General features: G+C 70.5%; 27 protein-coding genes. 13 read left to right on the top strand and 14 right to left on the bottom strand.

Features of this window, described 5'->3' with window-relative positions:
- The first annotated feature begins 166 nt into the window (after positions 1-166).
- Positions 167-1,984: a phosphomethylpyrimidine synthase ThiC gene (thiC, locus tag OHB04_RS21205; RefSeq protein WP_326808032.1), complete on the top strand. Its 1,818-nt coding sequence runs from the start codon at positions 167-169 to the stop codon at positions 1,982-1,984.
- Positions 1,985-2,075: 91 nt separating this feature from the next.
- Here the strand turns inward: thiC and OHB04_RS41880 are convergent, their stop codons facing one another.
- Positions 2,076-3,083, bottom strand: coding sequence for a BRO-N domain-containing protein (locus OHB04_RS41880; protein ID WP_442814904.1), 1,008 nt, complete (start codon positions 3,081-3,083; stop codon positions 2,076-2,078).
- Between the two features lie 290 nt (positions 3,084-3,373).
- On the opposite strand from OHB04_RS41880, the gene OHB04_RS21190 reads away from it, so the two are divergent.
- The gene (locus OHB04_RS21190; RefSeq protein ID WP_326689283.1) at positions 3,374-4,270 is read left to right on the top strand and encodes a LysR family transcriptional regulator; all 897 of its coding nucleotides are present in this window, start codon (positions 3,374-3,376) and stop codon (positions 4,268-4,270) included.
- Between the two features lie 49 nt (positions 4,271-4,319).
- Positions 4,320-4,820, top strand: a complete 501-nt coding sequence (locus OHB04_RS21185) for an NUDIX hydrolase (protein WP_326689282.1) — start codon at positions 4,320-4,322, stop codon at positions 4,818-4,820.
- A 70-nt stretch (positions 4,821-4,890) separates the two neighbouring features.
- On the opposite strand, the gene OHB04_RS21180 is transcribed toward OHB04_RS21185, so the two are convergent.
- From OHB04_RS21180 to OHB04_RS21170, 3 genes are all read right to left on the bottom strand, one after another.
- Positions 4,891-6,063 (bottom strand): pyridoxamine 5'-phosphate oxidase family protein, encoded by a 1,173-nt coding sequence (locus tag OHB04_RS21180; protein ID WP_326808031.1) that lies wholly within the window; start codon positions 6,061-6,063, stop codon positions 4,891-4,893.
- A gap of 30 nt (positions 6,064-6,093) precedes the next feature.
- Positions 6,094-7,449: a globin domain-containing protein gene (locus tag OHB04_RS21175; protein WP_326689280.1), complete on the bottom strand. Its 1,356-nt coding sequence runs from the start codon at positions 7,447-7,449 to the stop codon at positions 6,094-6,096.
- A 209-nt stretch (positions 7,450-7,658) separates the two neighbouring features.
- Positions 7,659-8,369, bottom strand: coding sequence for an HAD family hydrolase (locus OHB04_RS21170; RefSeq protein ID WP_326689279.1), 711 nt, complete (start codon positions 8,367-8,369; stop codon positions 7,659-7,661).
- Between the two features lie 101 nt (positions 8,370-8,470).
- Between OHB04_RS21170 and OHB04_RS21165 the strand changes: the two genes are divergently transcribed.
- The 3 genes from OHB04_RS21165 to OHB04_RS21155 all read left to right on the top strand — a co-directional run bounded on the left by OHB04_RS21165 (position 8,471) and on the right by OHB04_RS21155 (position 10,353).
- The gene (locus OHB04_RS21165; RefSeq protein ID WP_326689278.1) at positions 8,471-9,145 is read left to right on the top strand and encodes a DUF2269 domain-containing protein; all 675 of its coding nucleotides are present in this window, start codon (positions 8,471-8,473) and stop codon (positions 9,143-9,145) included.
- A gap of 139 nt (positions 9,146-9,284) precedes the next feature.
- Positions 9,285-9,770, top strand: a complete 486-nt coding sequence (locus tag OHB04_RS21160; protein ID WP_326689277.1) for a MarR family winged helix-turn-helix transcriptional regulator — start codon at positions 9,285-9,287, stop codon at positions 9,768-9,770.
- 187 nt (positions 9,771-9,957) lie between these two features.
- The gene (locus tag OHB04_RS21155) at positions 9,958-10,353 is read left to right on the top strand and encodes a GNAT family N-acetyltransferase (protein WP_326692828.1); all 396 of its coding nucleotides are present in this window, start codon (positions 9,958-9,960) and stop codon (positions 10,351-10,353) included.
- A gap of 98 nt (positions 10,354-10,451) precedes the next feature.
- Here the strand turns inward: OHB04_RS21155 and OHB04_RS21150 are convergent, their stop codons facing one another.
- Positions 10,452-11,264, bottom strand: coding sequence for an alpha/beta fold hydrolase (locus OHB04_RS21150; protein WP_326689276.1), 813 nt, complete (start codon positions 11,262-11,264; stop codon positions 10,452-10,454).
- Positions 11,265-11,329: 65 nt separating this feature from the next.
- On the opposite strand from OHB04_RS21150, the gene OHB04_RS21145 reads away from it, so the two are divergent.
- Positions 11,330-11,929 carry a CGNR zinc finger domain-containing protein gene (locus OHB04_RS21145; RefSeq protein ID WP_326689275.1) on the top strand — a complete coding sequence of 200 codons (600 nt, stop codon included), beginning with the start codon at positions 11,330-11,332 and terminating at the stop codon, positions 11,927-11,929.
- A 9-nt stretch (positions 11,930-11,938) separates the two neighbouring features.
- Here the strand turns inward: OHB04_RS21145 and OHB04_RS21140 are convergent, their stop codons facing one another.
- Together OHB04_RS21140 and OHB04_RS21135 are read right to left on the bottom strand one after the other, a co-directional pair.
- Entirely contained in the window at positions 11,939-13,171 is a 1,233-nt protein-coding gene (locus tag OHB04_RS21140; RefSeq protein ID WP_326808030.1) for an NADAR family protein, read from the bottom strand.
- Between the two features lie 9 nt (positions 13,172-13,180).
- A complete protein-coding gene (locus tag OHB04_RS21135) occupies positions 13,181-13,615 on the bottom strand; it encodes a MerR family transcriptional regulator (protein ID WP_326689273.1) in 435 nt (144 codons plus the stop codon).
- A gap of 139 nt (positions 13,616-13,754) precedes the next feature.
- Between OHB04_RS21135 and OHB04_RS21130 the strand changes: the two genes are divergently transcribed.
- Together OHB04_RS21130 and OHB04_RS21125 are read left to right on the top strand one after the other, a co-directional pair.
- The gene (locus tag OHB04_RS21130; protein WP_326808029.1) at positions 13,755-14,825 is read left to right on the top strand and encodes an alkene reductase; all 1,071 of its coding nucleotides are present in this window, start codon (positions 13,755-13,757) and stop codon (positions 14,823-14,825) included.
- 196 nt (positions 14,826-15,021) lie between these two features.
- On the top strand, positions 15,022-15,591 hold the full coding sequence (locus OHB04_RS21125) for a PH domain-containing protein (protein WP_326689271.1): 570 nt from the start codon (positions 15,022-15,024) through the stop codon (positions 15,589-15,591).
- A 69-nt stretch (positions 15,592-15,660) separates the two neighbouring features.
- On the opposite strand, the gene OHB04_RS21120 is transcribed toward OHB04_RS21125, so the two are convergent.
- Positions 15,661-16,107, bottom strand: coding sequence for a nitroreductase family deazaflavin-dependent oxidoreductase (locus OHB04_RS21120; RefSeq protein WP_326689270.1), 447 nt, complete (start codon positions 16,105-16,107; stop codon positions 15,661-15,663).
- Positions 16,108-16,206: 99 nt separating this feature from the next.
- Entirely contained in the window at positions 16,207-16,647 is a 441-nt protein-coding gene (locus tag OHB04_RS21115) for a VOC family protein (protein ID WP_326689269.1), read from the bottom strand.
- Positions 16,648-17,142: 495 nt separating this feature from the next.
- Here OHB04_RS21115 and OHB04_RS21110 point away from each other — a divergent pair, with 495 nt between their 5' ends.
- Positions 17,143-17,388: a hypothetical protein gene (locus OHB04_RS21110; RefSeq protein ID WP_326689268.1), complete on the top strand. Its 246-nt coding sequence runs from the start codon at positions 17,143-17,145 to the stop codon at positions 17,386-17,388.
- A 690-nt stretch (positions 17,389-18,078) separates the two neighbouring features.
- Positions 18,079-18,387 carry a hypothetical protein gene (locus OHB04_RS21105; protein ID WP_326689267.1) on the top strand — a complete coding sequence of 103 codons (309 nt, stop codon included), beginning with the start codon at positions 18,079-18,081 and terminating at the stop codon, positions 18,385-18,387.
- A gap of 308 nt (positions 18,388-18,695) precedes the next feature.
- Here OHB04_RS21105 and dnaB read toward each other — a convergent pair whose 3' ends face one another.
- Positions 18,696-20,231 (bottom strand): replicative DNA helicase, encoded by a 1,536-nt coding sequence (dnaB, locus tag OHB04_RS21100; RefSeq protein WP_326689266.1) that lies wholly within the window; start codon positions 20,229-20,231, stop codon positions 18,696-18,698.
- Between the two features lie 440 nt (positions 20,232-20,671).
- Here dnaB and OHB04_RS21095 point away from each other — a divergent pair, with 440 nt between their 5' ends.
- Entirely contained in the window at positions 20,672-22,015 is a 1,344-nt protein-coding gene (locus OHB04_RS21095; protein WP_326808028.1) for an MATE family efflux transporter, read from the top strand.
- 165 nt (positions 22,016-22,180) lie between these two features.
- Here the strand turns inward: OHB04_RS21095 and rplI are convergent, their stop codons facing one another.
- The 4 genes from rplI to rpsF form a co-directional block, all read right to left on the bottom strand.
- Positions 22,181-22,627, bottom strand: a complete 447-nt coding sequence (gene rplI / locus OHB04_RS21090) for a 50S ribosomal protein L9 (RefSeq protein ID WP_326689264.1) — start codon at positions 22,625-22,627, stop codon at positions 22,181-22,183.
- 18 nt (positions 22,628-22,645) lie between these two features.
- Positions 22,646-22,882: a 30S ribosomal protein S18 gene (rpsR, locus tag OHB04_RS21085; protein WP_003978893.1), complete on the bottom strand. Its 237-nt coding sequence runs from the start codon at positions 22,880-22,882 to the stop codon at positions 22,646-22,648.
- An 87-nt stretch (positions 22,883-22,969) separates the two neighbouring features.
- On the bottom strand, positions 22,970-23,563 hold the full coding sequence (locus tag OHB04_RS21080; protein ID WP_326689263.1) for a single-stranded DNA-binding protein: 594 nt from the start codon (positions 23,561-23,563) through the stop codon (positions 22,970-22,972).
- Between the two features lie 82 nt (positions 23,564-23,645).
- Positions 23,646-23,936, bottom strand: coding sequence for a 30S ribosomal protein S6 (gene rpsF / locus OHB04_RS21075; RefSeq protein WP_326689262.1), 291 nt, complete (start codon positions 23,934-23,936; stop codon positions 23,646-23,648).
- 232 nt (positions 23,937-24,168) lie between these two features.
- On the opposite strand from rpsF, the gene OHB04_RS21070 reads away from it, so the two are divergent.
- On the top strand, positions 24,169-24,468 hold the full coding sequence (locus OHB04_RS21070; RefSeq protein ID WP_326689261.1) for a hypothetical protein: 300 nt from the start codon (positions 24,169-24,171) through the stop codon (positions 24,466-24,468).
- Positions 24,469-24,509: the final 41 nt, after the last annotated feature.

The raw sequence follows: 24,509 nt of genomic DNA, 5'->3' as shown, positions 1-24,509 counted from the left end.
TGTTCAGTCCGGGCCGTGTGCCGTTAGCGTAGTGACGCCTTTGCACATCGCGGGAGCTCCGAGCACGGGGCTGAGAGGGCGCTGATCTCCGTGGAGAAGCCACGGACACGGCTGCGCCGACCGCCGAACCTGTTACCGGGTAATGCCGGCGTAGGGAGTGGGTCTCATGACCACGCAGGATGCACACGCGCGCGCCCAGAACGCGGCTCAGAACGCGATCGGATCGCACAAGGGATACCTGGAGGGGCCACGCTCCGACATCCGGGTACCGGTCCGCCGCGTGCACCTCACCAACGGCCAGGACGTGACGCTCTACGACACCTCCGGGCCGTACACCGACCCCACCATCGAGACGGACGTGCGCCGTGGCCTCGCGCCGCTGCGCGAGAACTGGATCATCCAGCGCGGAGACACGGCCGAGTACACCGGGCGCGAGCTGCGCCCCGAGGACGACGGCCTCAAGCACACCAGCCCACGCGGCGGGCTGCTCCGGAGCGGAACGGCTGATCTACGGGGCCTCGACGCGGTCTTCCCCGGCCGGCCCCGCCAGCCGCGCCGGGCCCGCGAGGGACTATCGGTCACCCAGCTCGCCTACGCGAAGCGGGGCGAGATCACGCCGGAGATGGAGTACGTCGCCCTCCGCGAGAGCCTGGCGCCCGAGTTCGTCCGCGACGAGATCGCCGCGGGCCGCGCCGTCCTCCCGGCGAACGTCAACCACCCGGAGACCGAGCCGATGATGATCGGCAAGAACTTCCTGGTGAAGGTCAACGCCAACATCGGCAACTCCGCCGTCACCTCCTCCATCGAGGAGGAGGTGGAGAAGATGACGTGGGCGACCCGCTGGGGCGCCGACACCGTGATGGACCTGTCCACCGGCCGCAACATCCACACCACCCGCGAATGGGTACTGCGCAACTCCCCCGTCCCCATCGGCACCGTGCCCCTCTACCAGGCGCTGGAGAAGGTCGACGGCAAGGCGGAGGAGCTGTCCTGGGAGGTCTACAAGGACACCGTCATCGAGCAGTGCGAGCAGGGCGTCGACTACATGACGGTCCACGCGGGCGTGCTCCTGCGCTACGTGCCTTTGACGGCCCGCCGTAAGACCGGCATCGTCTCGCGCGGCGGCTCGATCATGGCGGCGTGGTGCCTCGCGCACCACAAGGAGTCCTTCCTCTACGAACACTTCTCCGAGCTCTGCGACATCCTCCGCGCCTACGACGTGACGTTCTCGCTCGGCGACGGGCTGCGCCCCGGCTCGATCGCCGACGCCAACGACGCCGCGCAGATGGCGGAGCTGGACACCCTCGGCGAGCTGAACCGTATCGCCAAGGCCCACGACGTCCAGACGATGATCGAGGGCCCCGGGCATGTCCCGATGCACAAGATCAAGGAGAACGTCGACCGCCAGCAGGAGATCTGCGAGGAGGCCCCCTTCTACACCCTGGGCCCCCTCACGACGGACATCGCGCCCGCCTACGACCACATCACCAGTGGCATCGGCGCCGCGATGATCGGCTGGTGGGGCACGGCGATGCTCTGTTACGTCACCCCGAAGGAACACCTCGGGCTCCCCGACCGCGACGACGTCAAGACCGGCGTGATCACCTACAAGATCGCCGCCCACGCCGCGGACCTGGCCAAGGGCCACCCCGGCGCCCAGAACTGGGACGACGCCCTCTCCGACGCACGCTTCGAGTTCCGCTGGGAGGACCAGTTCAACCTGGCCCTCGACCCCGACACGGCCCGCGCCTACCACGACGCGACCTTGCCGGCGGAGCCGGCCAAAACCGCCCACTTCTGCTCCATGTGCGGGCCCAAGTTCTGCTCGATGAAGATCAGTCAGAGCATCAATGAGCGGTTCGGCGGCGAGGAAGGCGCGACCCCCGACGAGATCGAGGCGGGGATGTTGCAGAAGTCGAAGGAGTTCGCGGAAGCGGGTAACCGGGTCTACCTGCCGATGGCCGAGCAGGCCGACGTGAGCTGATCTGTCGCGGTCTGACCTGCGGCGATGTGCGAACCCTAGCCGAGGGCTACGGTTCGCACATCGCCGTTGTTTCCCGTGAAACCTAGGCAACCTACAGCTCGGAGCCAGGGTTTCGCCCCGGCAGGACGTAGACCTGAGCCCCGACGCTGTCGACGCCGCGCTGGCGAAAGCACCCGTGCCGCAGCATCAGCCGCAGGGCGGCCAGCACCTCGTCCTGGGACAGACCGGTACGCGTGACGAGATCGTCCGTGCTGACCCGGGCCTCGCCGTCCACCGTGAGCATCCCCGCCATCAGTGCGGCGACGGGCCACACGTCCTTGGTGATCGCCAACTGCTTGCGCTCCCAGAGGGAGAGCAGGGAGACCGCGCCCGCGGTGGGGGCCGGGGGCTGGTGGGACGGCGGGTGGTCCTCTCGCCGCCGAGGCGCGGTGTTCTCCACGATCCGCCCCAGCAACGCGACGGTTTCCCGCTGCTGAGCGAGTACTTCCGCCTGCTGAACCAGCACTTCGCGCTGCTGAGCCAGCGATTCCTCCTGGAAGCGCCGGTCTTCACGCTGCCGGGCCAACCACTCCTCGTCCAGCCGAAGGTTGTGCTCCTCCAACCGCACGATCGCGTCGGCCACCCCCGCAGGCATGGCGTACGCCGTGGGAGCCGCCGGTTCCTTCGGCTGGATCTCCGCCTTGTCGAGCGCGTACGAACCCTCGCGCTGAAGCGCGATGACAACCTCAGTCACCCAGCGTTTGAACGGTTCCGCTTCGCGCTTGGTGCATCCGTTCACGAGTCGGATCAAGCCTTGCAGGTTGACCACTTTCATGTCTCGGCGCCACTCTCGACCTGCGGGAACGCCCAGAGTGTGCTTCCTGAGCACACTCTCAAGGGTGTCCGAGTTCATGGTGTCCGCGACGTTCCTCAGAGCCGATCCCGTATGGGTGTAGCCAAGTTGGCGACACACGTCGGCCGCTGGGAACCAATAGATGCCATCCGGCGTCGTCAGCCGCCGCACCCGCGCGCCCGTCGCCGCGTACACGAAGTCGCCGATCTCGATGGCGTCCTGGCGATGTACCGCCCCGTCGGGGGGCGGTACGGACTGCTCGTACATGAGCGTCACCTCCGACTCTCACACAAGCAGGCGAACGGGCGATAATCGGGCCCGTTAACGAACGTTAACTCGTATGGGCGAATGTGACAGCATTAAGGGCGGTTCGTGGCTCCCCCCTCGTGTCACGAACCGCCCGGCGCTACGCGCGAAGCAGCGCTCACACAAGGCTAGTTGACTCTGCGTCAGTGTCCAATCACAGTATCGATATAGACCTATCGAGATATTTATCGTTGCGACACGCACAGTGACAAAAGCGGAGTACCCCCGTCGGTGCGCGCTTCGGAGGCGTTATGGATCTGGCTCTGCTGCGCACGTTCCTCGCGGTGCACCGGGCCGGGTCCTTCACGCGTGCCGCCGCGCTGCTCGGGGTCTCGCAGCCTGCGGTGACGGGGCAGATACGAACGCTGGAGCGGCAGTTGGGACGGCCGCTCTTCCTCCGGCAGGCGCGAGGGGTCACGGCGACCACGGTCGGTGAGGAACTGGCCCATCAAGTGGCGCCGCATCTCGACGCGTTGATGGAAATAACCGAGAGCCGACTGGGCGAGGAGACCGCTGGGCGCACCCTGCACCTGGTGGGGCCGCCCGAGTTCACCTCGCTGCGCGCGCTGCCCGCGCTCGCGCCGCTCGTCGAGCAGGGCATGACGCTGCGGGCCGCCTTCGGCTCGGCCGAGGAGAGCCTGGACGGGCTCGCCGCCGGCCACCACGACCTCGCCCTGAGCACCGCACGCCCCCGCGGCGAACTCCTCACCGCGACCCCGCTGTGCGACGAGGAGCACATCCTGGTCGCCGCGCCCCGCTGGGCCGCGCGCCTGGGCGGTCCGGCCGTGCTGCGGGCCAAGGGATCCGGACCCCTGGAAGGCGTGCCCGTGATCGACGTGCACGAGAGCATGCCGCTGACCTCGCGCTACTGGGCCACCGTCTTCGACGCGCAGCCCGTGCACAACGGTGCGCTGGTCGCCCCCGATCTGCGGGCCGCGCTGGAGTGTGTGGCGGAGGGCGCGGGGCTGGCCGTACTGCCCCGCTATCTGTGCGTCGAGGCGCTGGACGCGGGACGCCTGGTCTCGCTGTTCGACCCGCCCGTACCACCGCTGCGTACGTACTTCCTGTCCGCGCGCGCCGGGACACTCGCGCTCCCGCACATCGCGCGCGCCCACGAGTGGCTGCTGCGCGCCGCCGTGCACTGGTGAGGGCGGCGTACCGGGTTTGACCCCGTGCGACGCGGGCCAAACCTCACCCATGTCCGACGAACGTCCCGTGGTCAAACGCACCGCCCGCGCCATCCTTCTCGCCGGTCCCGACGACGAGGGGCCCGGCGAGCTGATCCTCATCAAACGCACCAAACCGGGCCGCGAACCGTACTGGATCACCCCCGGCGGCGGGGTCGAGCCCGGCGTCGACCGCACCGTGGTGGAGGCGCTGCACCGCGAGGTCGACGAGGAGTTGGGGGCGAAGGTCACCGATGTCGTGCCCGCCTTCGTCGACACCGTCCACGACGCCGAGGAGACGCCCGGCGGCGTGAAGGTGCAGCACTTCTTCGTGTGCCGGCTGGTCTCCATGGATCCCACGCTGCGGCACGGGCCCGAGGTGGACGAGCCGTGCGGGGAGTACGAGATCGTCCGCCTCCCCTTCACCCCGGAGGGCGTCACCTCGGTCGAGGTCGTGCCTCCGGCGCTGCGCGCCTATCTCGCCGCCAACATCGAGGGAGTACGCGCGCTGCTGGCGCCCGACCTGGGCTGAGCGCTGGGCCTGAGATTTGGGGTGCGACTTGGGGCTGACGGCGCCGGCGCACGGGTTCCTCGCGGGTGCCTCAGCCGAACCAGCCCTGGAACGGGGCGGGTTCGCGCTCCCGTCCGCGCCGCTGCGCCTCGGCCAGCGCCCGCTCCGCCTCCTGCCGCCAGGCGGCGACATCGGGGGCATCGGGGACCCGCTCGACCTCGTGGCCGCTCTCGGCCCGCGCGGAGATCGCGGCGGAGACCGCTGCGGGGGCGGCGGGAGCAGCGGGAGCAGCGGGAGGTGGCGTGGGCTGCGTGGTCGGTGTGGCTGGGGTGGCTGGGGTGGCTGCGTGTTGCGGACGGGGCGCGGGCTGCATCTCGTAGGCCGTGGGTGACGTTCCTGCCGCCACCGTCGCGGGTGCCGCAGTCGTCGTCGCTGTCGTCCCGCTTGGACGGCGGGCCCCGGCGTATTCCGCGGCAGGAGCCGGGGCCGCAGGAGCCGGGGGGAGCGCGGGAGCCGCGGGGATCTCGGGGAGCGCGGGAGTCGCAGAAGTCCCTTCCGTCCCCTCCGCCCCGGCCGCCGCACGCGCGTCCCGTTCCTTTCGTGCCTCGCGCGCGTCCCTCGCCGCGCCGAAGAAGTCCCCGCCCTTGCGCTTGTAGTCGTCGGTGCCCCACTCCCGCGCGGGGCGGCGCGGGGCCTTCTGGAAGTGGGGTATGTGCTTGGCGCAGTGGATGTACGCCTCCTCCACGTCGACCCGCACCCACAGCAGGGCCCGTCGGCCCGGCACCGGGTCCGCAGGCAGGTCGGGAACCCAGGGGCGCAGTTCGGAGTCGTCGAGGACCTCGGCCCTGCCGTTGATGTGCAGGCCGATCCTGGCGCGGACGAAGTCGATGAGCAGGATGCCCAGGTGGGGGTTCTCCTGGATGTTGCCCAAGCTGGCGTGCACGCCGTTGCCGCGGTACTCGGGGAAGACCAGCGTCCGCTCGTCCAGCACCCGCAAAAATCCCGGTGGCCCGGCGCGGAAGCTGCTGTCGCACTCGCCGGAGCGGTCGGCCGTCGACAGGAAGAACATCTCCTGCTGGCCCGCGAACTCCCGCATGCGCTCGTTGAGGTGGTCGAGCACCTGATCGTCGTAGAAGCGCCCGGCCCGGCCGTCCGAGCCGAGCCGCTGCTGGAGGGTGTGCTCGCCGTCGCTGCCGGGTCGGGGCCGTCCAGGGCCGTGCCCTTCTCCGCGCCCTTCGTACCCGTTCGCCGTACTCACCGCCACGCCGCTCTTTCCTTCCTCAGCCGACACGCGCTAGTTCTCCGCCGTCGCCAGTGCGTCCAGGGAGTCGTGCCGTATCCGATGGGTGGGGATGCCGAGCCCCACCAGCGTCTCGACTCCGCTTCTGATCATTCCGGGCGGCCCTGAAAGGTAGCCGTCGTAGGACCGCCAGGGCCCGTATCTGCGCACCGCGTCCGGGAGCTGTCCCGCCAGTGCCTCGGCGGGGGTCCGGCCCGCCGCCACGACGGGGCGTACGGCCAGCCAGTCGTAGCGCTCCTGGAGGCGCAGCATGGTGTCCAGGTCGTAGAGGTCGTGGTCGGTGCGCGCACCGTAGAAGACCTCGACCGGGCGGGGTCTGCCCTGGCCCGCGACATCCTCGACCATGGCCTTGATGGGGGCGATGCCGGTGCCGCCGCCCAGGCACAGCAGCCCGCTGTCCGCGCGGTGATCGACGGTCATGGAACCGGCGGGCGGGCCGAGCCGCAGCACGTCGCCGGGGCGGGCCCGCTGAACCAGCGCGGTGGAGACCCAGCCGGCGGGAACGGACTTGATGTGGAAGGTCAGCAGCCCGTCGGAGCGGGGTGCCGAGGCGAAGGAGTAGTGCCGCCACACACGCGGCCACCAGGGCGTCTCCAGGCTCGTGTGCTGCCCGGCGCGGAAGGGGTACGGCTGGTCGGGGCGGACCGTGAGCACGGCTATCTCGGAGGTGCGCTGCTCGTGGGTGACGATCTCCGCCTCCCACCAGGCGGGCGCGCGGCGCTCGTCCTCGGCCGCCGCGTCGATCATGATCTGGGATATCGCGGTGTACGCGCGCACCCACGCGGCCTCGGCCCGAGGCCCCCAGCTGCGCGGCGCGTACTGGCTGAGCGCGGCCATCAGACACTCGCCGACGGCGGGGTAGTGGGTGGGGTGGGTGCCGTACTTGCGATGGCCCCTGCCCAGGCCCTTGAGGTACTCGGTGAGCACCGCGGGGTCGTCGTAGAGCCGCACGGAGGTCAGCAGCGCACGGAAGAGCCGGTCGCGCTGGGTGTCCATGGCGGCGGGAAACATGTCGCGCAGATGCGGGTTCTGCACGAACAGCAGAGCGTAGAAATAAGCGGTGGCCGCGTCCGAGGAGCCTTCCAGCTCCGTCATCGTGGCCCGGATCAGCTCCGCGTCGTCCGCGGGGCGCGCGGCCAGGGGCTGCTGGGGCCCCGGTGCCTGCTGGGGCACCTGTGCCGGCCGCGGCGTGGGTATCTGCTGCGGTGCTGGTGCCTGCCGCGGTGCTGGCGCGTCGCGTTCCGCTGTCGCCTCGCGTTCCGCGGGTGCGGCATCGGACGGCGGGGAGAACCATCCCCGCTCGCCGCTGCCACCGGCGGACGCACCGTCGCTGCCCGACATGGTGGTCATGCTCGCCTCGCCTCGTACATCTCCGGACGGTCTGTGCACATCCGTGTCCCGGACGTTCCGGTATTCCGACCCCCCGAACACCGAGCGAGGAAACCACCATTGCAGCCCTTACAGCACGATGCGGGATCGACCATACCGTGAGGACTTCACTCCACAACCCCTGTCCGTGGTTCCACAGAATTTCCGTGATTCTGGCCACGGAGCGTGAATTAGCGTGTAACGGAGACGAACTGATAGGCCCCTCGCAGATCCCGGCCCGTGTACGCATGGGAAGCGAGGGTGCGCACATGGTGATCGGCGTTGACGGCCACGGAGACGGGCACGGCGGCGAACAGCTCGGTGTCCGACAACGAGTCGCCGTAGGCTACACAGTCCTGCGGCAACACCCCGAATTGTGCACAGAGTTTCTGCGCCACCTTCACCTTCGCGGCAGGCGTCAGAATCCCGGTGGGGTCCATCGGACGCGACGGATACTTCGTACTTCCGTTCGGAATTGCGGACGGCACCTCGGGCCAGCGCGAACCGTGCGCGGCGTGGGCTCCCCAGTCCAGCAGCCCTCGCACAAAGAAATCCGGCGAGAGTGAAATGACCGCACAGTGGTCCCCGTTGGCCCTTATCTCCGCCCAGACCTCGCGGATGCCCGCAAGCCACGGCGCCCCCGCGAAGGCCGCCGCCACCACCTGGTCGGTCAGCCCGGACCACAGCGCGCAGGCGCGCTCGGCGTACTGCGGCGGGCTCAGCTCACGCGCCGCGAAGGCGCGCTCCAGCGCACGGATCTCCCGCTCGACGCCGAGCTGTTGGGAGATCTCCACGGCGGCGGCCGAGCCGTACATCAGCGTGCCGTCGAGGTCGAAGAGGTGAAGCCGGGGACGGGGGCGGGACTGGCTCGGGGCCTGGTGCCGGTCGTCTGCGGGTGCCATACGGGCGATCGTATGAGCGGGCGGCCGTACTCGGCACCGAGTATCCGGGGATACTCCCGCTGTCAGACGACCCGCGCGGCGGGGCGCGGCACTCTCGTGGCATGAAGCTGACCCGACGTGCCCGCAGGGGCACCCTCGTCCTGCACGTCAGCGCCTCGGCCGCCTGGCTGGGCGTCTCGGTGTGCCTGCTCGCGCTCGGCATCACCGGCGCGGCCTCCGGCTCCGCAGCCGCCTCGGAGGCGGCCTACCGCTCCATGAAGGTCTTCGGCGACTGGCTGATCGGTCCGCTGGCCCTGGCCACCATGGTCACCGGGCTGCTGCTCTCGCTGGGGACGCGCTGGGGACTGGCGCGCCACCACTGGGTATGGATCAAGTTCTGGCTGACGCTCGCCGCGGGAACGGCCAGCGTGCTCGCGTTCCGTACGACGATCGACGAGACGGTGGAGGACGTCGTCGCCGGGGACCCGGTGACCCCGGCCCAGATGATCAGCCCGCCGGCCGTCTCGCTGAGCGCCTACCTCTTCATGACCGTGATCTCCGTCCTCAAGCCCTGGGGCCTGACCAGGCGCGGGCGGCGGCAGCGTCAGCGCTCGGCGGGGACCGCCGCTGCCGCCGCCTCCGCGCGGGGGAAGGCCGCGTCGCGGGGTGCCGCGGGATCTGCGGGGTCGGCGGGGTCCGCGGGGTCCGCGGGGTCCGCGGGGTCCGCGGGGGAGCCGTCCGCGCGGGCCAGGGAGTTGGCGCACAGATATGCGCTCAACGATCACAGGCTCAGATAATTGCAGGCGCATTTTATTTGCGAGCGCGGGCAATCGCGGCGATGACCTACCCTGTACGTACGCACGTTCTCGCCCCTTGCGTTCTCGCCCGCCCCTCGCGCCGGACGGGGACGACAGGCGATGGAGACAGGAGCCGCCCATGTCACGTTCCGACCCCGGTCTCGCGCACGGCTGGTGCGCGCTCTCCGCGCTGCACGGCCGGATCGAGGCACACATCGAGCGCGCCCTCCAGTCCGAGCACGGCCTCAGCGTGCGCGAGTTCTCGCTGCTGGACGTGCTCAGCGAGCAGCACGACGGAGACGGCGGCCACTTCCGGATGCACCAGCTCGCCGACGCCGTCGTCCTCAGCCAGAGCGCCACGACGCGCCTGGTCACGCGGCTGGAGGACCGGGGCCTGCTGACCCGCTACCTGTGCCCCGACGACCGCCGCGGCATCTACACGAACGTCACCGAGGAGGGCCACGTCCTCCTGGCCGCCGCGCGCCCCACCCACGACACCTCGCTGCGCGAGGCCCTGCACACGGCCGAGCAGCGCCCCGAGCTGGCCCCGCTGGTGACGGCCGTACGCGCCCTGGAGCCCACCGGCTCCCGCACCGGGCCGGCTGCCTCGGCGCCGTCCGCCTGACCCCCGCCCGCGAGGGCGGCAGCGGCCCCGCCCGCAGGACGTTCCGGGGCTCCGGCGCCTCCCGGCGCGTACGGGGCGTACGCTCCGGGGCGTGACCACCGCTTCTTCTCCGGTCGGCCCCGGCCCGGCCCACGACGACTTCTCCGTCCGTCGCGCGACCGCCGATGACATCCCCGAGATTGTCGCGATGCTCGCCGACGACCCGCTCGGCGCGCACCGTGAGTCGCCCGACGACCTCGCGCCCTACCGCGCCGCCATGACGCGCATCGCCGAGGATCCGAACCAGCACCTCGTCATCGCCGTCCAGGACGGCCGCGCCGTCGCCACCTTGCACCTGACGGTGATCCCGGGCCTGTCCCGGCGCGGAGCGGCGCGCTCGCTCATCGAGGCCGTACGCGTCCACCGCGACGTGCGCGGCACGGGCCTGGGCACCCGGCTCACCGAGTGGGCCATCGAGGAGTCCCGCCGCCTGGGCTGCGCGATCGTCCAGCTCACCTCGGACGCGACGCGCGTGGACGCCCACCGCTTCTACGAGCGGCTCGGTTTCGAGGCCTCACATCTCGGCTTCAAGATGGCGCTCTGACCCACGGGACCCACGAGACCCCATGGACCCCACGAAACCCACGGAGCCCGCGGGGGAGACACGACAGCGGGCCGGCCGCCGTCACCGTCCGTCCCCGCTCACGTGTCCTTCAGGAAGCGGGCGAGGGCCTCGGCGGTCTCGGCGGGGCGGTCCTCGGGGAGGAAGTGACCGCCGCCGGGGATCAGTTCGCGCCGGGCGCCGGGAATGGCCGCCGCCAGCGCGTCCGCCGTGCGCGGAACGAGCCAGCGGTCCTCCTCGCCCCACAGCACCAGGGTGGGCACCGCCACGGTGCCGAGCGTCTCCACCACCTCGCGGGTGTCCTCGAAGCTGACCGCCACCACCTGGTCCAGCCAGCGCTGTTGCCCCTCCTGGCCCTGCCAGGGCGCGGCGTAGGCGCGGGCGGTCTCCGGGGTCATGGGACGGTGGGTGGCGGAGCCGAAGCGGGCCGCGACCAGGTCGCCGAAGATATCGGCGGGCATCGTGCGGTAGACGTCCGCGTGCCGCTGCTGATGCTCGGTGAACGGGGTGTTCCACGGGCCCAGCACGGCGGCGTCCACCAGCGCGAGCCGGTCGGCCCGTACCCCTTCGAGCAGGTGGGCGCGGGCGACGACGCCGCCGCCGATGTCGTGCCCCACCAGTGCCGCACCGTCCTCGATGCCCCAGTGCGCGACGAGTTCGGCCAGCGTGCGGGCCTGGCGCGCGATCGAGGGGGCGACGCCGGGGTCGGCGCGTGAGTCGCCGTATCCCAGCAGGTCCCAGACGTACACGGTGTGCGTGCGGGCCAGCACGGGGGCGACCTCGCGCCACAGGAACGAGGAGGCCGGGCTGCCGTGCGTCAGCACGACGGGCGGCCCCTGTCCCTCGCCGTGGACCTCCGCCGCGACCTCGCCGCCGGATACCCGTATGCGCATGACGAGCCCTCCCAAGCTAAGGGTTAAAGTTGGGTTACTCGCATTACAGTAGCAGGAGGTAAGGCGTGCAGATTCTTTTTTCCGATTACGCGCGGGGGGCGGGGACCACGACGGACCTGGTGAACACCTCGCCCCTGGTCAGAAGCGCGGGCGAAGCGCTGCCCGGCACCGGCGCGCTGGCCCGCTTCTTCGCCGAGCACGGGATGGACGTCCCGGCGCCGACGGCGGACGACCTCGCGGCGGTCCACGCCCTGCGCGGCGAACTGCGCGCCCTGCTGGACGGCGCCGAGCAGCACGCGCCGTCGGAGAACGCCCTACCGGAGGGGGCCCCGTCGGAGGGGGCCCTGTCGGAGGGGGCCAACGCGCTGCTCGCGCGCGTCGCCGTCGTGCCCGTGCTGCGGCGGGACGGCGAGGAGCGCTGGCAGTGGTACCTCGACACCGCGCCCGACACCACGCCCGCCGACCAGTTGGCCGCCCTCGCCGCGACGGGCATCCTGGGCACCCTCCGCACCCTGGGCCAGGGCCGCTTCCGCCCGTGCGCGGCGCCCGACTGCGCGGGCACCTTCATCGACACCAGCCGCGCCGGCCGCCGCCGTTACTGCATGCCCGACCTGTGCGGCAACCGCCAGAACGTGGCCAACCACCGTGCCCGGCGCGGGAGCTGACGCCCGCGCCTACGAACAGGCCGGACCCGAGCCCGCCGGACCCGAGCCGGCCAGCTCCGAGCGGACCAGCTCCAGCAGGCGGCCCGTCCAGTTGCGGCCCTTGCCCGCGGGGTCGTCCAGCCAGAACCGGGAGTCGGCGAAGCCGGTGTAGCTGATCCTCGCGTCGCCGGTGGACAGCAGCACCCGGGCCAGTTCCGGGTGCTGGGTGAACTTGGCCCGCAGCAGCCGCGTCATGACGGCGAGGCGGAGGGCGGGCCAGTCGGCACGCAGCGCTGTGCGCGTGCCCAGCTCGCGGGCCTCCCTGCCGGTCGCGGCGTGCCGTATCCGCGCGCGCTCGGCAGGATCGGCCGCCGCCAGCGACCAGTAGCCGTGCAGCACCGAGTCGAACGTCTCGTCCCCGCAGGTGAGGGTCACCGGATACTCGTTGCGCAGGACGAACAGCCCGGGCCGCTCCGGCCAGCCCTGGGGGTAGACGGTCTCGTGGGAGGTGAGGACGGGGCGGCCCGCGCCCTCCGGATCGTCCGCCTGCCGGACGCTGTGCTGCTCCCGCGCCCGCGCGAAGCCCTCGGCGGCGGACCGGAAGTAGTCGACGGCCCGCTGGTGCGCCTCCTCCGTGACCACCGGCCCGTCCCCCTCCACCGGCTCCCCGACGGCCGTGAACAGGATGCGCAGCGGCCTGTCCTGCTGGTCCATGTCGCCCAGGGCGTAGACACGCAGGTGGGGCGGAACGGCGAGATAGGCCTCCCGCAACAGCTCCCTGTTGCGCGCGCAGGGGTCCGCGCCGAAGCGCCTGACCGCCTCGGCGCAGCGCTCCCGGAGCGTCGGCCGGCCGCTCAACTCCTCGACCTTGTCGGCGGCTTCGGCGAAGAACCCCTCCGGTGTGAGCGGCCGGGGTGCCCGGGAGGCCCACCCGGACGGCCGGGCGCCGCCGCCCACCGCCCCGCCGCCGGAATCGCCCGCTTCCCCGGGCCCGGTGACTTCCTTCGGTTCGGTGACTTCCCTCGGCCCGGTGACTTCCCTCGGCCCGGTCACGGAGATCCGGCCCGACTCCAGCATCCGCCGCAGCCCTTCCAGGTCGCCCGGCTCTCCCTCGGCGGCACACTCGACCGTTCCGTCGGCGTAGACCAGCAGGTCGTCGAACACGTAGTCACCCGTGAACGGATGCCGCCGCCACACATGGCACCACGCGCCGTCGATCCGCTCCCCGTCCACAACCCTGTAGGCCGCCCCCCGCCACGTCATACGCGCACGCTACCGGGAGAAGCAGGAGGTGCCGGCAGCGCCGACAGCAGGGTGCGGCACCGGTGCGCGCCAGTTGGAGGCGCACCGGTTCTCGCCCCGGTCCAGGGCCGAGGCGGACGTGGCGATGATGGCGTCGAGGCGCTCGCGGGTGCCGCGCAGATCGTGGATCTGCCGGTCGATCCGGTTCCGCTCCGCGGCGAGCCGCTCCACCAGCTCCGGCGTCACCTCGCCGGTCGCCAAGCAGGGGAGCAGCTCCAGGATCTTCCTGCTCGGCAGCCCCGCCGCGTACAGCTCCTGGAGCATCCGCACCCGGCCGACCGCCTCGTCCCCGTAGAGCCGCTGGCCGCTGGGGCTGCGCTCGGGGAGGAGCAGGTGCTGCTCCTCGTAGTAGCGAAGCGCCCTCACACTCACGCCCGCTCTGCGGGCCAGCTCGCCGATACGCACCGTTTCTCCCTGGGTCCCGGATCGCTCTTGCCTCTTACGTCAACGTGAGGTTTTAGCGTAGCGAACGCACGCCCGGAGCACGCCGCCGAAGTGGCCCCCGACGCGTGCCCCAGCCCCTGCCTCATGCGAAGGAACAGCCATGACCAGCCTGTTCGACAGCTTCACACTCGGCGGCCTCCGGCTGCCCAACCGTCTTGTGATGGCCCCCATGAGCCGCGGCCGGGCCACGTCGGACGGCCTGCCCACCCCCTCGATGGCCACCTACTACGCGCAGCGCGCCACCGCCGGACTGATCGTCAGCGAAGGGGTGCAGCCGAGTCTGCTGGGCCAGTCCAACCCCTCCACCCCCGGGCTGCACACCGACGCACAGGTCGCCGCCTGGCGCCCGGTGACCTCGGCGGTCCACAGCAACGGCGGGCGGATCTTCGCCCAGCTCATGCACGGCGGGCGGGTCGGCCATCCCGAGGTCGTCGGCCACCATCCGGTCGCCCCGTCCGCGGTCGCCCTCCAGGCCGAACTGTTCACCGGGCCCAAGGGGCGGCTGCCCGCGCCCGTCCCCCGCGCGCTGACGACCGCGGAGGTCGCCGACGAGGTGCGGGTGTTCGCCGACGCGGCGCGGCGCGCGGTCGACGCGGGCTTCGACGGCATCGAACTGCACGGTGCGAACGGCTACTTCATACAGCAGTTCCTCTCTTCCAACGTCAACCGGCGCACCGACGTCTACGGCGGCTCCCTCACCGGCCGCATCCGCTTCGCCGTGGAGGTGGCCGAGGCCTGCGCCGCTGCCATCGGCGCCGACCGCGTCGGCCTCCGCGTCTCCCCTGGCGGCCCCGTGTGGGACGTGGTCGAGGACGACGTCCCCGGCCTCTACACCGCCCTGTTCGAGGCCCTGGCCCCGCTGGGCCTCGCCTACATCCACGCCCTGGCGACCGTCGAGGACGAGACACTCATCGCCCTGCGCAAGGCGTGGCCCGGCGCCTTCATCGTCAACCCGTCGGTGCCGGGCGGCGACCACCGCGCGGACCGGACGGACGGCGAACGCTGGCTCACCCAGGGCGCCGACCTGATCAGCTACGGCCGCGCCTACCTCGCCAACCCCGACCTGGTCGAACGCTTCCGCGCCGGGCTCCCCCTGAGTGCCGAGGACCTCGCCACGTGGTACCAGGGCGGCGACACCGGCTACCTCACCTACCCCGGCTACCAGCACTGAGGAGGCCGGGTACGGCGCCGGCGGGGCCGCGGGCCCCAGTGCTCGGGCAGCGGCCCGTAGGACACCGCCCGCCGGCCGTCGCAGGGGGGGTCGTTTCCTCAGCCACGCTCATCGCTCGAAGGTCCGTAAGCCCCAGGTGCAAGATGGTCCTTGCGCGCAGGGAACAGGGATACGGATACGCGCGGGGGGAGCACGCATGAGGGACAAGCTGGCGCTGCGGCACCGGTGGCGCAGCGCGGTGTGGTGGGTGGCCTGCGGATGCGCCTTGCTGATGCTGGGGATCATGGTCTGGACAGACATCGTGGGCACCACCTTCCGGCCCGATCCCCCCGCCCCCGGCCCGGAGGAATACGCCAACTACGCCTTCATCGTCCTCCTGGCCGTACTCTGCGTACGAGCCGCGCTGCGGGGCGTCGTCCTGCGCCCCGCGGGTGTCACCGTTGTCGGCTTCTTCCGTACCCGCCAGGTCCCCTGGCAGGACATCGCCGAGGTCGAACTGGCTCTGCGCACCGGCGGGTCCAGCTCCGGCCGCTGGCGCATAGCCCTCCGCCTCCACGACGACACCGCCCGCTGGATACCGTCCTTCCTCCACGGCTTCATGAACCGCGGCAGCGAAGAAGTCCCCCCGCCCGGCGACCGCACCCGCTACGGCAAGGTCTTCCACCAGGCCCCCGCGAACGCCCCCCGCGAACTCGCCCGCCTCCATCACGAACTGCGCCTCGCCTGGTACACCCGCACTCGCGCCCGCCATCGCCCAGGAGAATGAGCACGCTGAACTGCGTGGCATTTCTTCAGCGGCACCTGGGATACCGGTCCGCCGGGGCAGTTGTCCTGCTCAGTCCTGCGGGGTGAGCAGGACGATCGGGATTTCGCGGTCGGTCTTCTGTGCGTACTCGTCGTACAGCGGGAAGATGCGCGCCATCTGGAGCCAGAGGGGCTCACGTTCGGCCGGGGACGCGACCCGGGCGCGAGCGGTGAACCGACGGCCGCCGACCTGCACCCCGACGCTCGGGTCCGCCTGGAGGTTCTTGAACCACGCCGGATCCTCGTCGGCGCCACCTTTGGAGGCGACGACGACGAAGTCCTCGCCCGCGGTGCCGTAGATCAGGCATGTGCGGCGCGGAATGCCGCTCCTGCGTCCGGTCGTGGCGAGCACGAGCGTGTGGACGCCGTTCGACTCGTGCCCCTCGGTGCCACCCGAGGCCAGATACGTACGAGTCTGCTCAGCGACCCAGTCCCACTGCGAGTCGGTGGCGCGGTCGAGGTCATCGGCGACAGCCATGACGGACGGTCCTTTCTGGAACGGAAATCTGGAACGGAAATCTGGTACGGAAGTCCGGAACGGAAATCTGGTACGGAACGTGCTGACTGGCGATCTGCTTCAGTTCTTGAGCTCCTCGACCAGCCCGATCACGACGCCGGCGGGGCCGCGGACATAGCAGTACCGGCAGATGTCCCCGTACTGCGCCACCTCACCCACGAGTTCGGCGCCATGGGCGCGCAGACGGCCGAGGACGTCGTCGACGGCGTCGACGACGAACGTGAGGCGAGGGATGCCCGGGGTGTTCATCGGCGCCCTCGGCGCGGTGCTGGTGGCCACCGGCGTGTGGAACGTCGACAGCTCGACCCGGCCGTGGCCGTCCGGGGTCCGCACGACGGCGAGGTCCGCTCGGACGCCGTCCAGCCCGATGAGCTGGTCCGCCCATTCCCCCTCGACCGCTGCCTCGCCCTCCAGCTCCAGGCCGAGTTCGACGAAGAACGCGACAGCAGCCGCGAGATCCTCGACCACAACGCCGACGTGATCCATCCGGTGAATCATCATGTCTCCCGTGTCACGCGGCCCGTCGTGGCCGCTCCTGCCCCTGGGACGGAGCCGGCGCGATGTTCTCGACCAACAGCGTCTGTGATGGCGGTCACATTCCCTGCCGGCACGGCGAGGCGTAGGGACGGGCCGTCAGCAGGGGCCGCCTTCGGGCCAGACGGTGTGGGCGGAGACCGACCTCTGAACTCCCGGAGCAGCCGGGAGGGTTCCGCTTCGGCCTCACGCCGGCACGCCGGCACGCCGGGAATCGACTCCGGATGGTCTGTTGTAGCCGTGTAGCAGGGACCGCGAGCACTTGGAGTTCCCCCGTTCGTGTGATCGACTGCTCAGTGCCCGAGAGGAACTCGAAGCGCAGCGCGACGCTTCGCCACGGCCGGACGCGACTCCGGCCGACCGCGGGGCCGGCCCGACCAGCCGCCCGCCGCGAGTAGCGGGCCCGTGCGCCGCAGAGGCGCGCACGCACCATTGCACGTACGCACGTAGAGGAGAGAAAACATGCGCAAGTTCCAGCGCACAGCAGTCGCCGTCGCCAGCATCCTGGCCTTCTCCGGCCTGGCCGCCGGAGCCGCCCAGGCCGCCGACCTCCCTTTTGCTGAAATGCAGGGCGACGCCGCGACGGACTGCTTCACCAAGGAGACCCAACGGGAGATGGACGAGGGAGCGGGCCACCACGTCACGATCGTCCACTGCGAACGCGATCCCCAGAGCCCGGGCACCATGCTGGTCTTCTACCGGGACTGAGTCACGAGGCGGGTCACCTCCGGCCCTCTCCCCCAAGGCCACGGTCTCCTAGGCCGCGCGCGCATCGGAGAACCGGACGCCGCACCCGCACCGGACGTTCCGTCGACGTGACGGACGAAGGCGGCTCCTCTGTCCCCTGCGCGGGGCCGGAGGGGCCGCCTTCGTGTTGCTCGGTGCCGGCGGTGACGGCGATGGCCGGACGGTGGGCCGACGGCCACGGCACGCACGTCGAGAGCCTGGACACCGCGCTCCCCCACGTCACCGGCACCGCGCCGGGCCTCAACGGGGCCCCGATCGCACGTTGGTGCCGCCGGAGATGTCGTGCGAGGCCGCGGTTCTTCTCGTGGTCTCAGGTCGTGTCGCTGAGTTGTTGTCCCAGGGACGTGTCAGTTCCTCAGTAGGGGGTCGGGGCCGTGCCAGTCGGAGGGGCCGGGCAAAGCGAGGACTCCGGCCAGCGTGTGATAGTCCCGTAACGGAGGATCTTGAGCCCTTGAAGCGTCATCCGAACGTGTGGTGGGGTTCAGGTGACCGAAAAAGATCTTGAAGTGCGACGCGGTGCTTCGCCGCGGCCGGACACGACTCCGGCCGACCGCTGAGCCGGCCGGTCCACCCGCGCTCGGTGACAACCGGGCCCGCATGCCGTCCAGGCGTGCACGCGCACCGCACCTATGCACGTGAAGAGGGGAATACATGCGCAAGTTCCAGCGCGCAGCAGTCGCCGCCGTAAGCCTCCTGGCCTTCTCAGGCGTCGCCACCCAGGCCGCCCAGGCCGCCCCGACCGCCCAGGCCGGGTACGACTACGGCAAGTATGGGAGCTGGTCGGCCTGCCAATCGACAGGCAAGGGCGCGGAGTTCATCAAGAAGTTCCACTGCGTGGAAAACGGCGACGGTAGCTGGACACTCCACATCGACGAGGACCAGCCGTGCGGGCCGCCCACTCCGAACAGCACGGCTGCTCAGGCTTCCACGAAGAACGGGTTCTCCACGATGGGATGCTGAGAACTCCTCGGCACAGACCGGCCGGGATCTCTTCGGCCCTGAAGCAGTGGACGTTCCGCGGCGTGAACGTCGAACGGCGGCTCCTCCACCGCCCCCGCACAGCACGAAGGCGGCCCCTCCGGCCCCGGTGAAGCCTGGATTCCGGTGGCCGCCGCAACACCGCCTGGTCCAGGTGGTGAGTAGATCACGCAAGACGCTCGGCTGGTGTCTTCCAGCCGAGCGTCTTGCGTGGGCGGCCGTTGAGTTCCTGTGCGACGTGTTCGAGGTCCTGAGAATCCGACACGAAATCTGAGAACCTACAACGGCGCCTACGTCTGCGCCATGTCCACGAAGCGCGAGTAGTGGCCCTGGAAGGCGACCGTGATCGTCGCCGTCGGTCCGTTACGGTGCTTGGCCACGATCAGGTCCGCCTCACCGGCGCGCGGTGATTCCTTCTCGTACGCGTCCTCGCGGTGCAGCAGGATCACCATGTCCGCGTCCTGCTCGATCGAACCGGATTCGCGCAGGTCGGAGACCATGGGCTTCTTGTCGGTGCGCTGCTCGGGACCACGGTTGAGCTGGGAGAGCGCGATGACCGGGACCTCCAGCTCCTTCGCGAGGAGCTTGAGGTTACGGGACATCTCCGAGACCTCCTGCTGCCGGCTCTCGGGCCGCCGGGAGCCGCCGGTCTGCATGAGCTGGAGGTAGTCGATGACGATCAGCTGGAGGTCGTTGCGCTGCTTGAGGCGGCGGCACTTGGCGCGGATCTCCATCATCGACAGGTTCGGCGAGTCGTCGATGTAGAGCGGCGCCTCGGTGACCCCCGGCATCTGCCGGGCCAGCCTCGTCCAGTCCTCGTCCGTCATGGACCCGGACCGCATGTGGTGCAGCGCCACCCGCGCCTCGGCGGACAGCAGCCTCATCGCGATCTCGTTGCGCCCCATCTCCAGCGAGAAGATCACACTCGGCATCGCGTGCTTGATGGAGCAGGCGCGGGCGAAGTCCAAGGCCAGTGTCGACTTTCCCATGGCAGGCCGCGCCGCGATGACGATCATCTGGCCCGGGTGGAGGCCGTTGGTGAGGGAGTCGAGGTCGGTGAAGCCAGTGGGGACGCCGGTCATCTGGCCGCTGCGGGAGCCGATGGCCTCGATCTCGTCGAGGGCGCCTTCCATGATGTCGCCGAGCGGGAGGTAGTCCTCGGAGGTGCGCTGCTCGGTGACGGCGTAGATCTCGGACTGGGCGCTGTTGACGATGTCGTCGACGTCGCCGTCTGCGGCGTAACCCATCTGTGTGATGCGGGTGCCCGCCTCGACCAGGCGGCGCAGGATGGCGCGCTCGTGGACGATCTCCGCGTAGTACTCCGCGTTGGCCGCGGTGGGGACGGCCTGGACCAGCGACTGGACGTAGCCGGGGCCGCCGACGCGGGCGACCTCGCCGCGGCGGGTCAGCTCGGCGGTGACGGTGATGGGGTCGGCGGGCTCGCCCTTGGCGTACAGGTCGAGGATCGCCTGGTAGACGGTCTCGTGCGCGGGGCGGTAGAAGTCGTTGCCCTTGAGGACCTCGACGACGTCGGCGATGGCGTCCTTGGACAGCAGCATGCCGCCGAGGACGGACTTCTCCGCCTCCAGGTCCTGCGGAGGCACCCGCTCGAACCCTCCGGCGGGGCCTTCGGAGCCGCGCTCGTGCTGCTCCGCGAACCCGCCCCGGCCGCCGCCCCCGGAACCGCCGGAGCGCCGCTGCCCGTTCGAGCCGTTCGGGCCGTTCTGCCCGGACCCGGGGCCCCGTTGGTGTGCGACGGGAAAGCTCTCCTCGAAGGAGAGGTCAGCGACCCAGGGATCCTCGACATGTTCGGGCTGCTGAGTCACCCCCGTCACCTCCTCCCGTCCTACGGCACAGTCTTACGGCACTGCTCTGACAATTGATTCGCCCGGCTCCGGTTACGGCGCGTCGGTGCGACGGTGAAGAAACGGGGAACGGGAGGCCTGCGCTGGTCCACGGTAGGGCGCTCCCATGGTTCAGCCAATCACGTAATCCACAGGGGGATGTGGACAGTCGCTGCCAACCTGTGGAGAAGCCGCCGAAAGCTGTGCACGAGTCGGGGGACAGCGCTGTGGATTACTCAGGTGGCCCCCACATATACCCCGTGTGACCTGCCCTTTCGTCGTCCACCGGCTGTGCGGGGAAAAAACTTCCGCGCTCTGTCCCCAGGAGGGTCACGCACGGTGTTCCCCCCTTCCCCGTACACCGACAAGTAAGAGGCGGAGCGGGCTTGCGCTTATTACTTGTGGATGTTTGGATCGAACCTATGAGCCCCGCCCCCATGACCTCGCGTACCAAGGTGCGCCGACACGACCGTGAGATCATCGCGCTCGCTCTGCCGGCCTTCGGCGCACTCGTGGCGGAGCCCCTCTTCGTGATGGTCGACAGCGCCATCGTCGGCCACCTCGGCACCCCGCAGCTCGCGGGGCTCGGCGTCGCCGCCCCGCTCCTCCAGACCTGCGTCAACATCTTCGTCTTCCTCGCCTACGCCACCACCTCCGCCGTCGCCCGGCGGCTCGGCGCCGACGACCTGCCCGCCGCGCTCCGCCAAGGCATGGACGGCATCTGGCTCGCTCTCCTGCTCGGCGCGCTCGTCATCGCCGCCGTCCTGCCCACAGCGCCCGCGCTCCTGGACGCCTTCGGTGCCTCGGCCACCGCGGCGCCCTACGGGGTGACCTATCTGCGGATCAGCACCCTGGGCATCCCCGCCATGCTCGTCGTCCTCGCCGCGACGGGCGTACTGCGCGGCCTCCAGGACACCAGGACCCCGCTCTACGTCGCCGTCGGCGGCTTCACCGCGAACGCCGGGCTCAACGTGCTGCTCGTCTACGGCTTCGGCCTGGGCATCGCCGGCTCCGCCTGGGGCACCGTCCTCGCCCAGTGGGCCATGGCCGCCGTCTACCTGACCGTCGTCGTACGCGGCGCCCGGCGGCACGGCGCCTCGCTACGGCCCGACCTGGCGGGGATCCGCGCCAGCGGCCGGGCCGGGGTGCCGCTGCTGATACGTACGCTCTCGCTGCGGGCCGTCCTCATGATCGCCACGGCGGTCGCCGCCCGGCTCGGCGACGCGGACATCGCGGCCCACCAGATAACCCTCACCCTCTGGTCGCTGCTGGCCTTCGCGCTGGACTCCATAGCCATAGCGGGCCAGGCCATCATCGGCCGCCACCTGGGGGCCGGCGACGAGAAGGAGGCCCGGGCCGTGTGCCGCCGGATGGTCCGGTGGGGGGTGGCCTCGGGGGTCGTGCTGGGTGTGCTGGTCGCCCTCGTGCGCCCGCTGTTCATGCCCCTGTTCACCTCGGACCAGTCCGTGATCGACCAGCTCACACCCGTCCTGCTGGTGGTGGCCGTGACCCAGCCGATAGCGGGCGTCGTCTTCGTGCTCGACGGCGTCCTGATGGGCGCCGGCGACGGCCCGTACCTGGCCACCGCCATGCTCGCCACCCTCGCGGTCTTCGCCCCCGTCGCCCTGCTGGTACCGGCCCTCGGCGGGGGCCTCACCACGCTGTGGTGGACGGTGGCGGGGCTGATGATGTCCACCCGCCTGGTCACGCTGTGGCTGCGCGCGCGCTCGGGACGCTGGGTTGTCACGGGTGCGGTACGGACGTGAGAGCCCCGGCCCCGGCCCTTCCCGATTCTTCTGGGGGCTCCGCGCCCCGGACCCCAGGCGCGATGCAGTGAGGTCCACGGGGTCACAGACCCCAGCACACAACACGAGGGCCGCACCCCAAAGGGGTACGGCCCTCAATTGTGAGTCGGGCAAGCCGAGCGCAGCTCAGCCGGCGGCGACCTCGACGTCCACCGAAGCGGCGACCTCGGGGTGCAGCCGCACCGACACCTTGTGCGAGCCCAGCGACTTGATGGGCGAGCCCAGCTCGATACGGCGCTTGTCCACGTCGGGACCGCCGGACGCCTTGACGGCGTCGGCGATGTCCGCCGGGGTCACGGAGCCGAAGAGCCGGCCCTGATCGCCCGCGCGCACCGTCAGGTTGACGCGGAGGCCCTCAAGCCGGCCCTTGATCTCGTTGGCCTGCTCGATCGTCGCGATCTCGCGGATCTTGCGAGCGCGGCGGATCTGCTCGACGTCCTTTTCGCCACCCTTGGTCCAGCGGATCGCGAAACCGCGCGGGACCAGGTAGTTGCGGGCGTAGCCGTCCTTCACCTCGACGACGTCGCCTGCGGCACCGAGGCCGGAGACCTCGTTGGTCAGGATGATCTTCATGATTCGGTCACCCTTCCCTTATCGCGCGGTGGAGGTGTAGGGCAGCAGCGCCATCTCACGGCTGTTCTTGACAGCCGTGGCGACGTCACGCTGGTGCTGGGTGCAGTTGCCGGTGACCCGGCGGGCACGGATCTTGCCGCGGTCGGAAATGAACTTCCGCAGCAGGTTCGTGTCCTTGTAGTCGACGTAGGAGATCTTCTCCTTGCAAAACACGCAAACCTTCTTCTTAGGCTTGCGAGCAGGCGGCTTCGCCATTGTCTCTCTCCAGGCTGGTTACTCCCGGGGGATGACCCCCGGACCCCCGGCCGGGCCCATGGAGCGGCCCGATCGGGGGGATACGGATCAGAAGGGGGGCTCGTCCGAGTAGCCGCCGCCACCACCGCCGCCGGGGCCGCCGCCCCAGCCGCCGCCACCGCCGCCCTGGCCGCCTCCGGCCGGAGCGCCTGTGGCCCACGGGTCGCCGGCCGGTGCGCCGCCGCCCTGCTGGCCGCCGGAGCCACCGCCCCAGCTGCCACCCTGGCCGCCGCCACCGCCGCCGCCGAAGCCGCCGCCCTGACCGCCCCGGCCGCCACCGCTTGTCTTGGTGACCTTGGCCGTGGCGTTGCGGAGGCTGGCGCCGACCTCATCGACGTCCAGCTCGTAGACCGTGCGCTTGATGCCCTCGCGGTCCTCGTACGAGCGCTGCTTGAGGCGGCCCTGCACGATGACGCGCGTGCCCTTGGTGAGGGACTCGGCGACGTTCTCCGCCGCCTGCCGCCAGACCGAGCAGGTCAGGAACAGGCTCTCGCCGTCCTTCCACTCGTTGGTCTGCCGGTCGAAGGTGCGCGGAGTGGACGCGACGCGGAACTTCGCGACCGCCGCACCGGAAGGGGTGAAGCGCAGCTCGGGGTCGTCGACGAGATTGCCGACGACCGTGATGACGGTCTCGCCTGCCATGGGTGAACCTCTCGGCGGGGTGCTGCTGGCTGCTGTGGTGCTTGGTTGCTACTCGGTTCCCAGGACGCTTCGAGGACGGGCCTCAGTGCATCGAGGGACGAAGGACCTTGGTCCGCAGGACGGACTCGTTCAGGTTCATCTGGCGGTCGAGTTCCTTGACCACAGCAGGCTCGGCCTGGAGGTCGATGACCGAGTAGATGCCCTCGGGCTTCTTGTTGATCTCGTAGGAGAGACGACGACGGCCCCAGGTGTCGACCTTCTCGACCTTGCCGTCGCCCTCGCGGACGACAGAAAGGAAGGACTCGATCAGGGGGGAGACAGCGCGCTCCTCCAGATCGGGGTCGAGGATCACCATTACCTCGTAGTGACGCATGTGGAACCCACCTCCTCTGGACTCAGCGGCCACGGTCGTTCCGTGGCAGGAGGGTCGTGATGCGTTTCCGCGCTCCGCGTGCGAATACTTCGAGACACAGCCGGAGCGCAGACCGACCAGAGTACCCGGCCGGGGCCTTCCGGTTGAAATCCAGGGGTATCCCGGAGCAATCTGGACACCTCGGGTGTGAAAGGCGTGACATACCGCGCCGCACTCTGTCAGGAGGTGCCTCATGGCACAGGCAGTAGGCCGACGTCCTCTCTCCTTCCTGAACACCGACGGCAAGCCGCATCCCGTCGAGAACTCCTTCGCCGCCGTGACCATGCTGCTGGGCCTCGTGGCAGCCGTCTCGGCTTTCTGGACCGGGATGCATCCGCTCAGCTGCTGGGCGGGGCTCGCGGGAATCCTCACCGGGCTGTGGGGCCAGTTCATCTCCGCCACGACGGGTGAGCGGTTCGTCACGATCATCGGTCTCGGCGCCGCCGCGGTCGGGTTCTACCTGGGTATGGCGCACGGCGGCCTGCTGCCCTGAGCCCGCGGGCCCTCCGGGGCCCGCGGGACCCGTGCCCTGAG

Origin of the sequence: Streptomyces sp. NBC_01775 (genome assembly GCF_035917675.1) — a bacterium.
GTDB lineage: Bacteria > Actinomycetota > Actinomycetes > Streptomycetales > Streptomycetaceae > Streptomyces.
The sequence above is the reverse complement of the archived record's forward strand: the minus strand, read 5'-3'. Positions and strand labels throughout refer to the sequence as shown.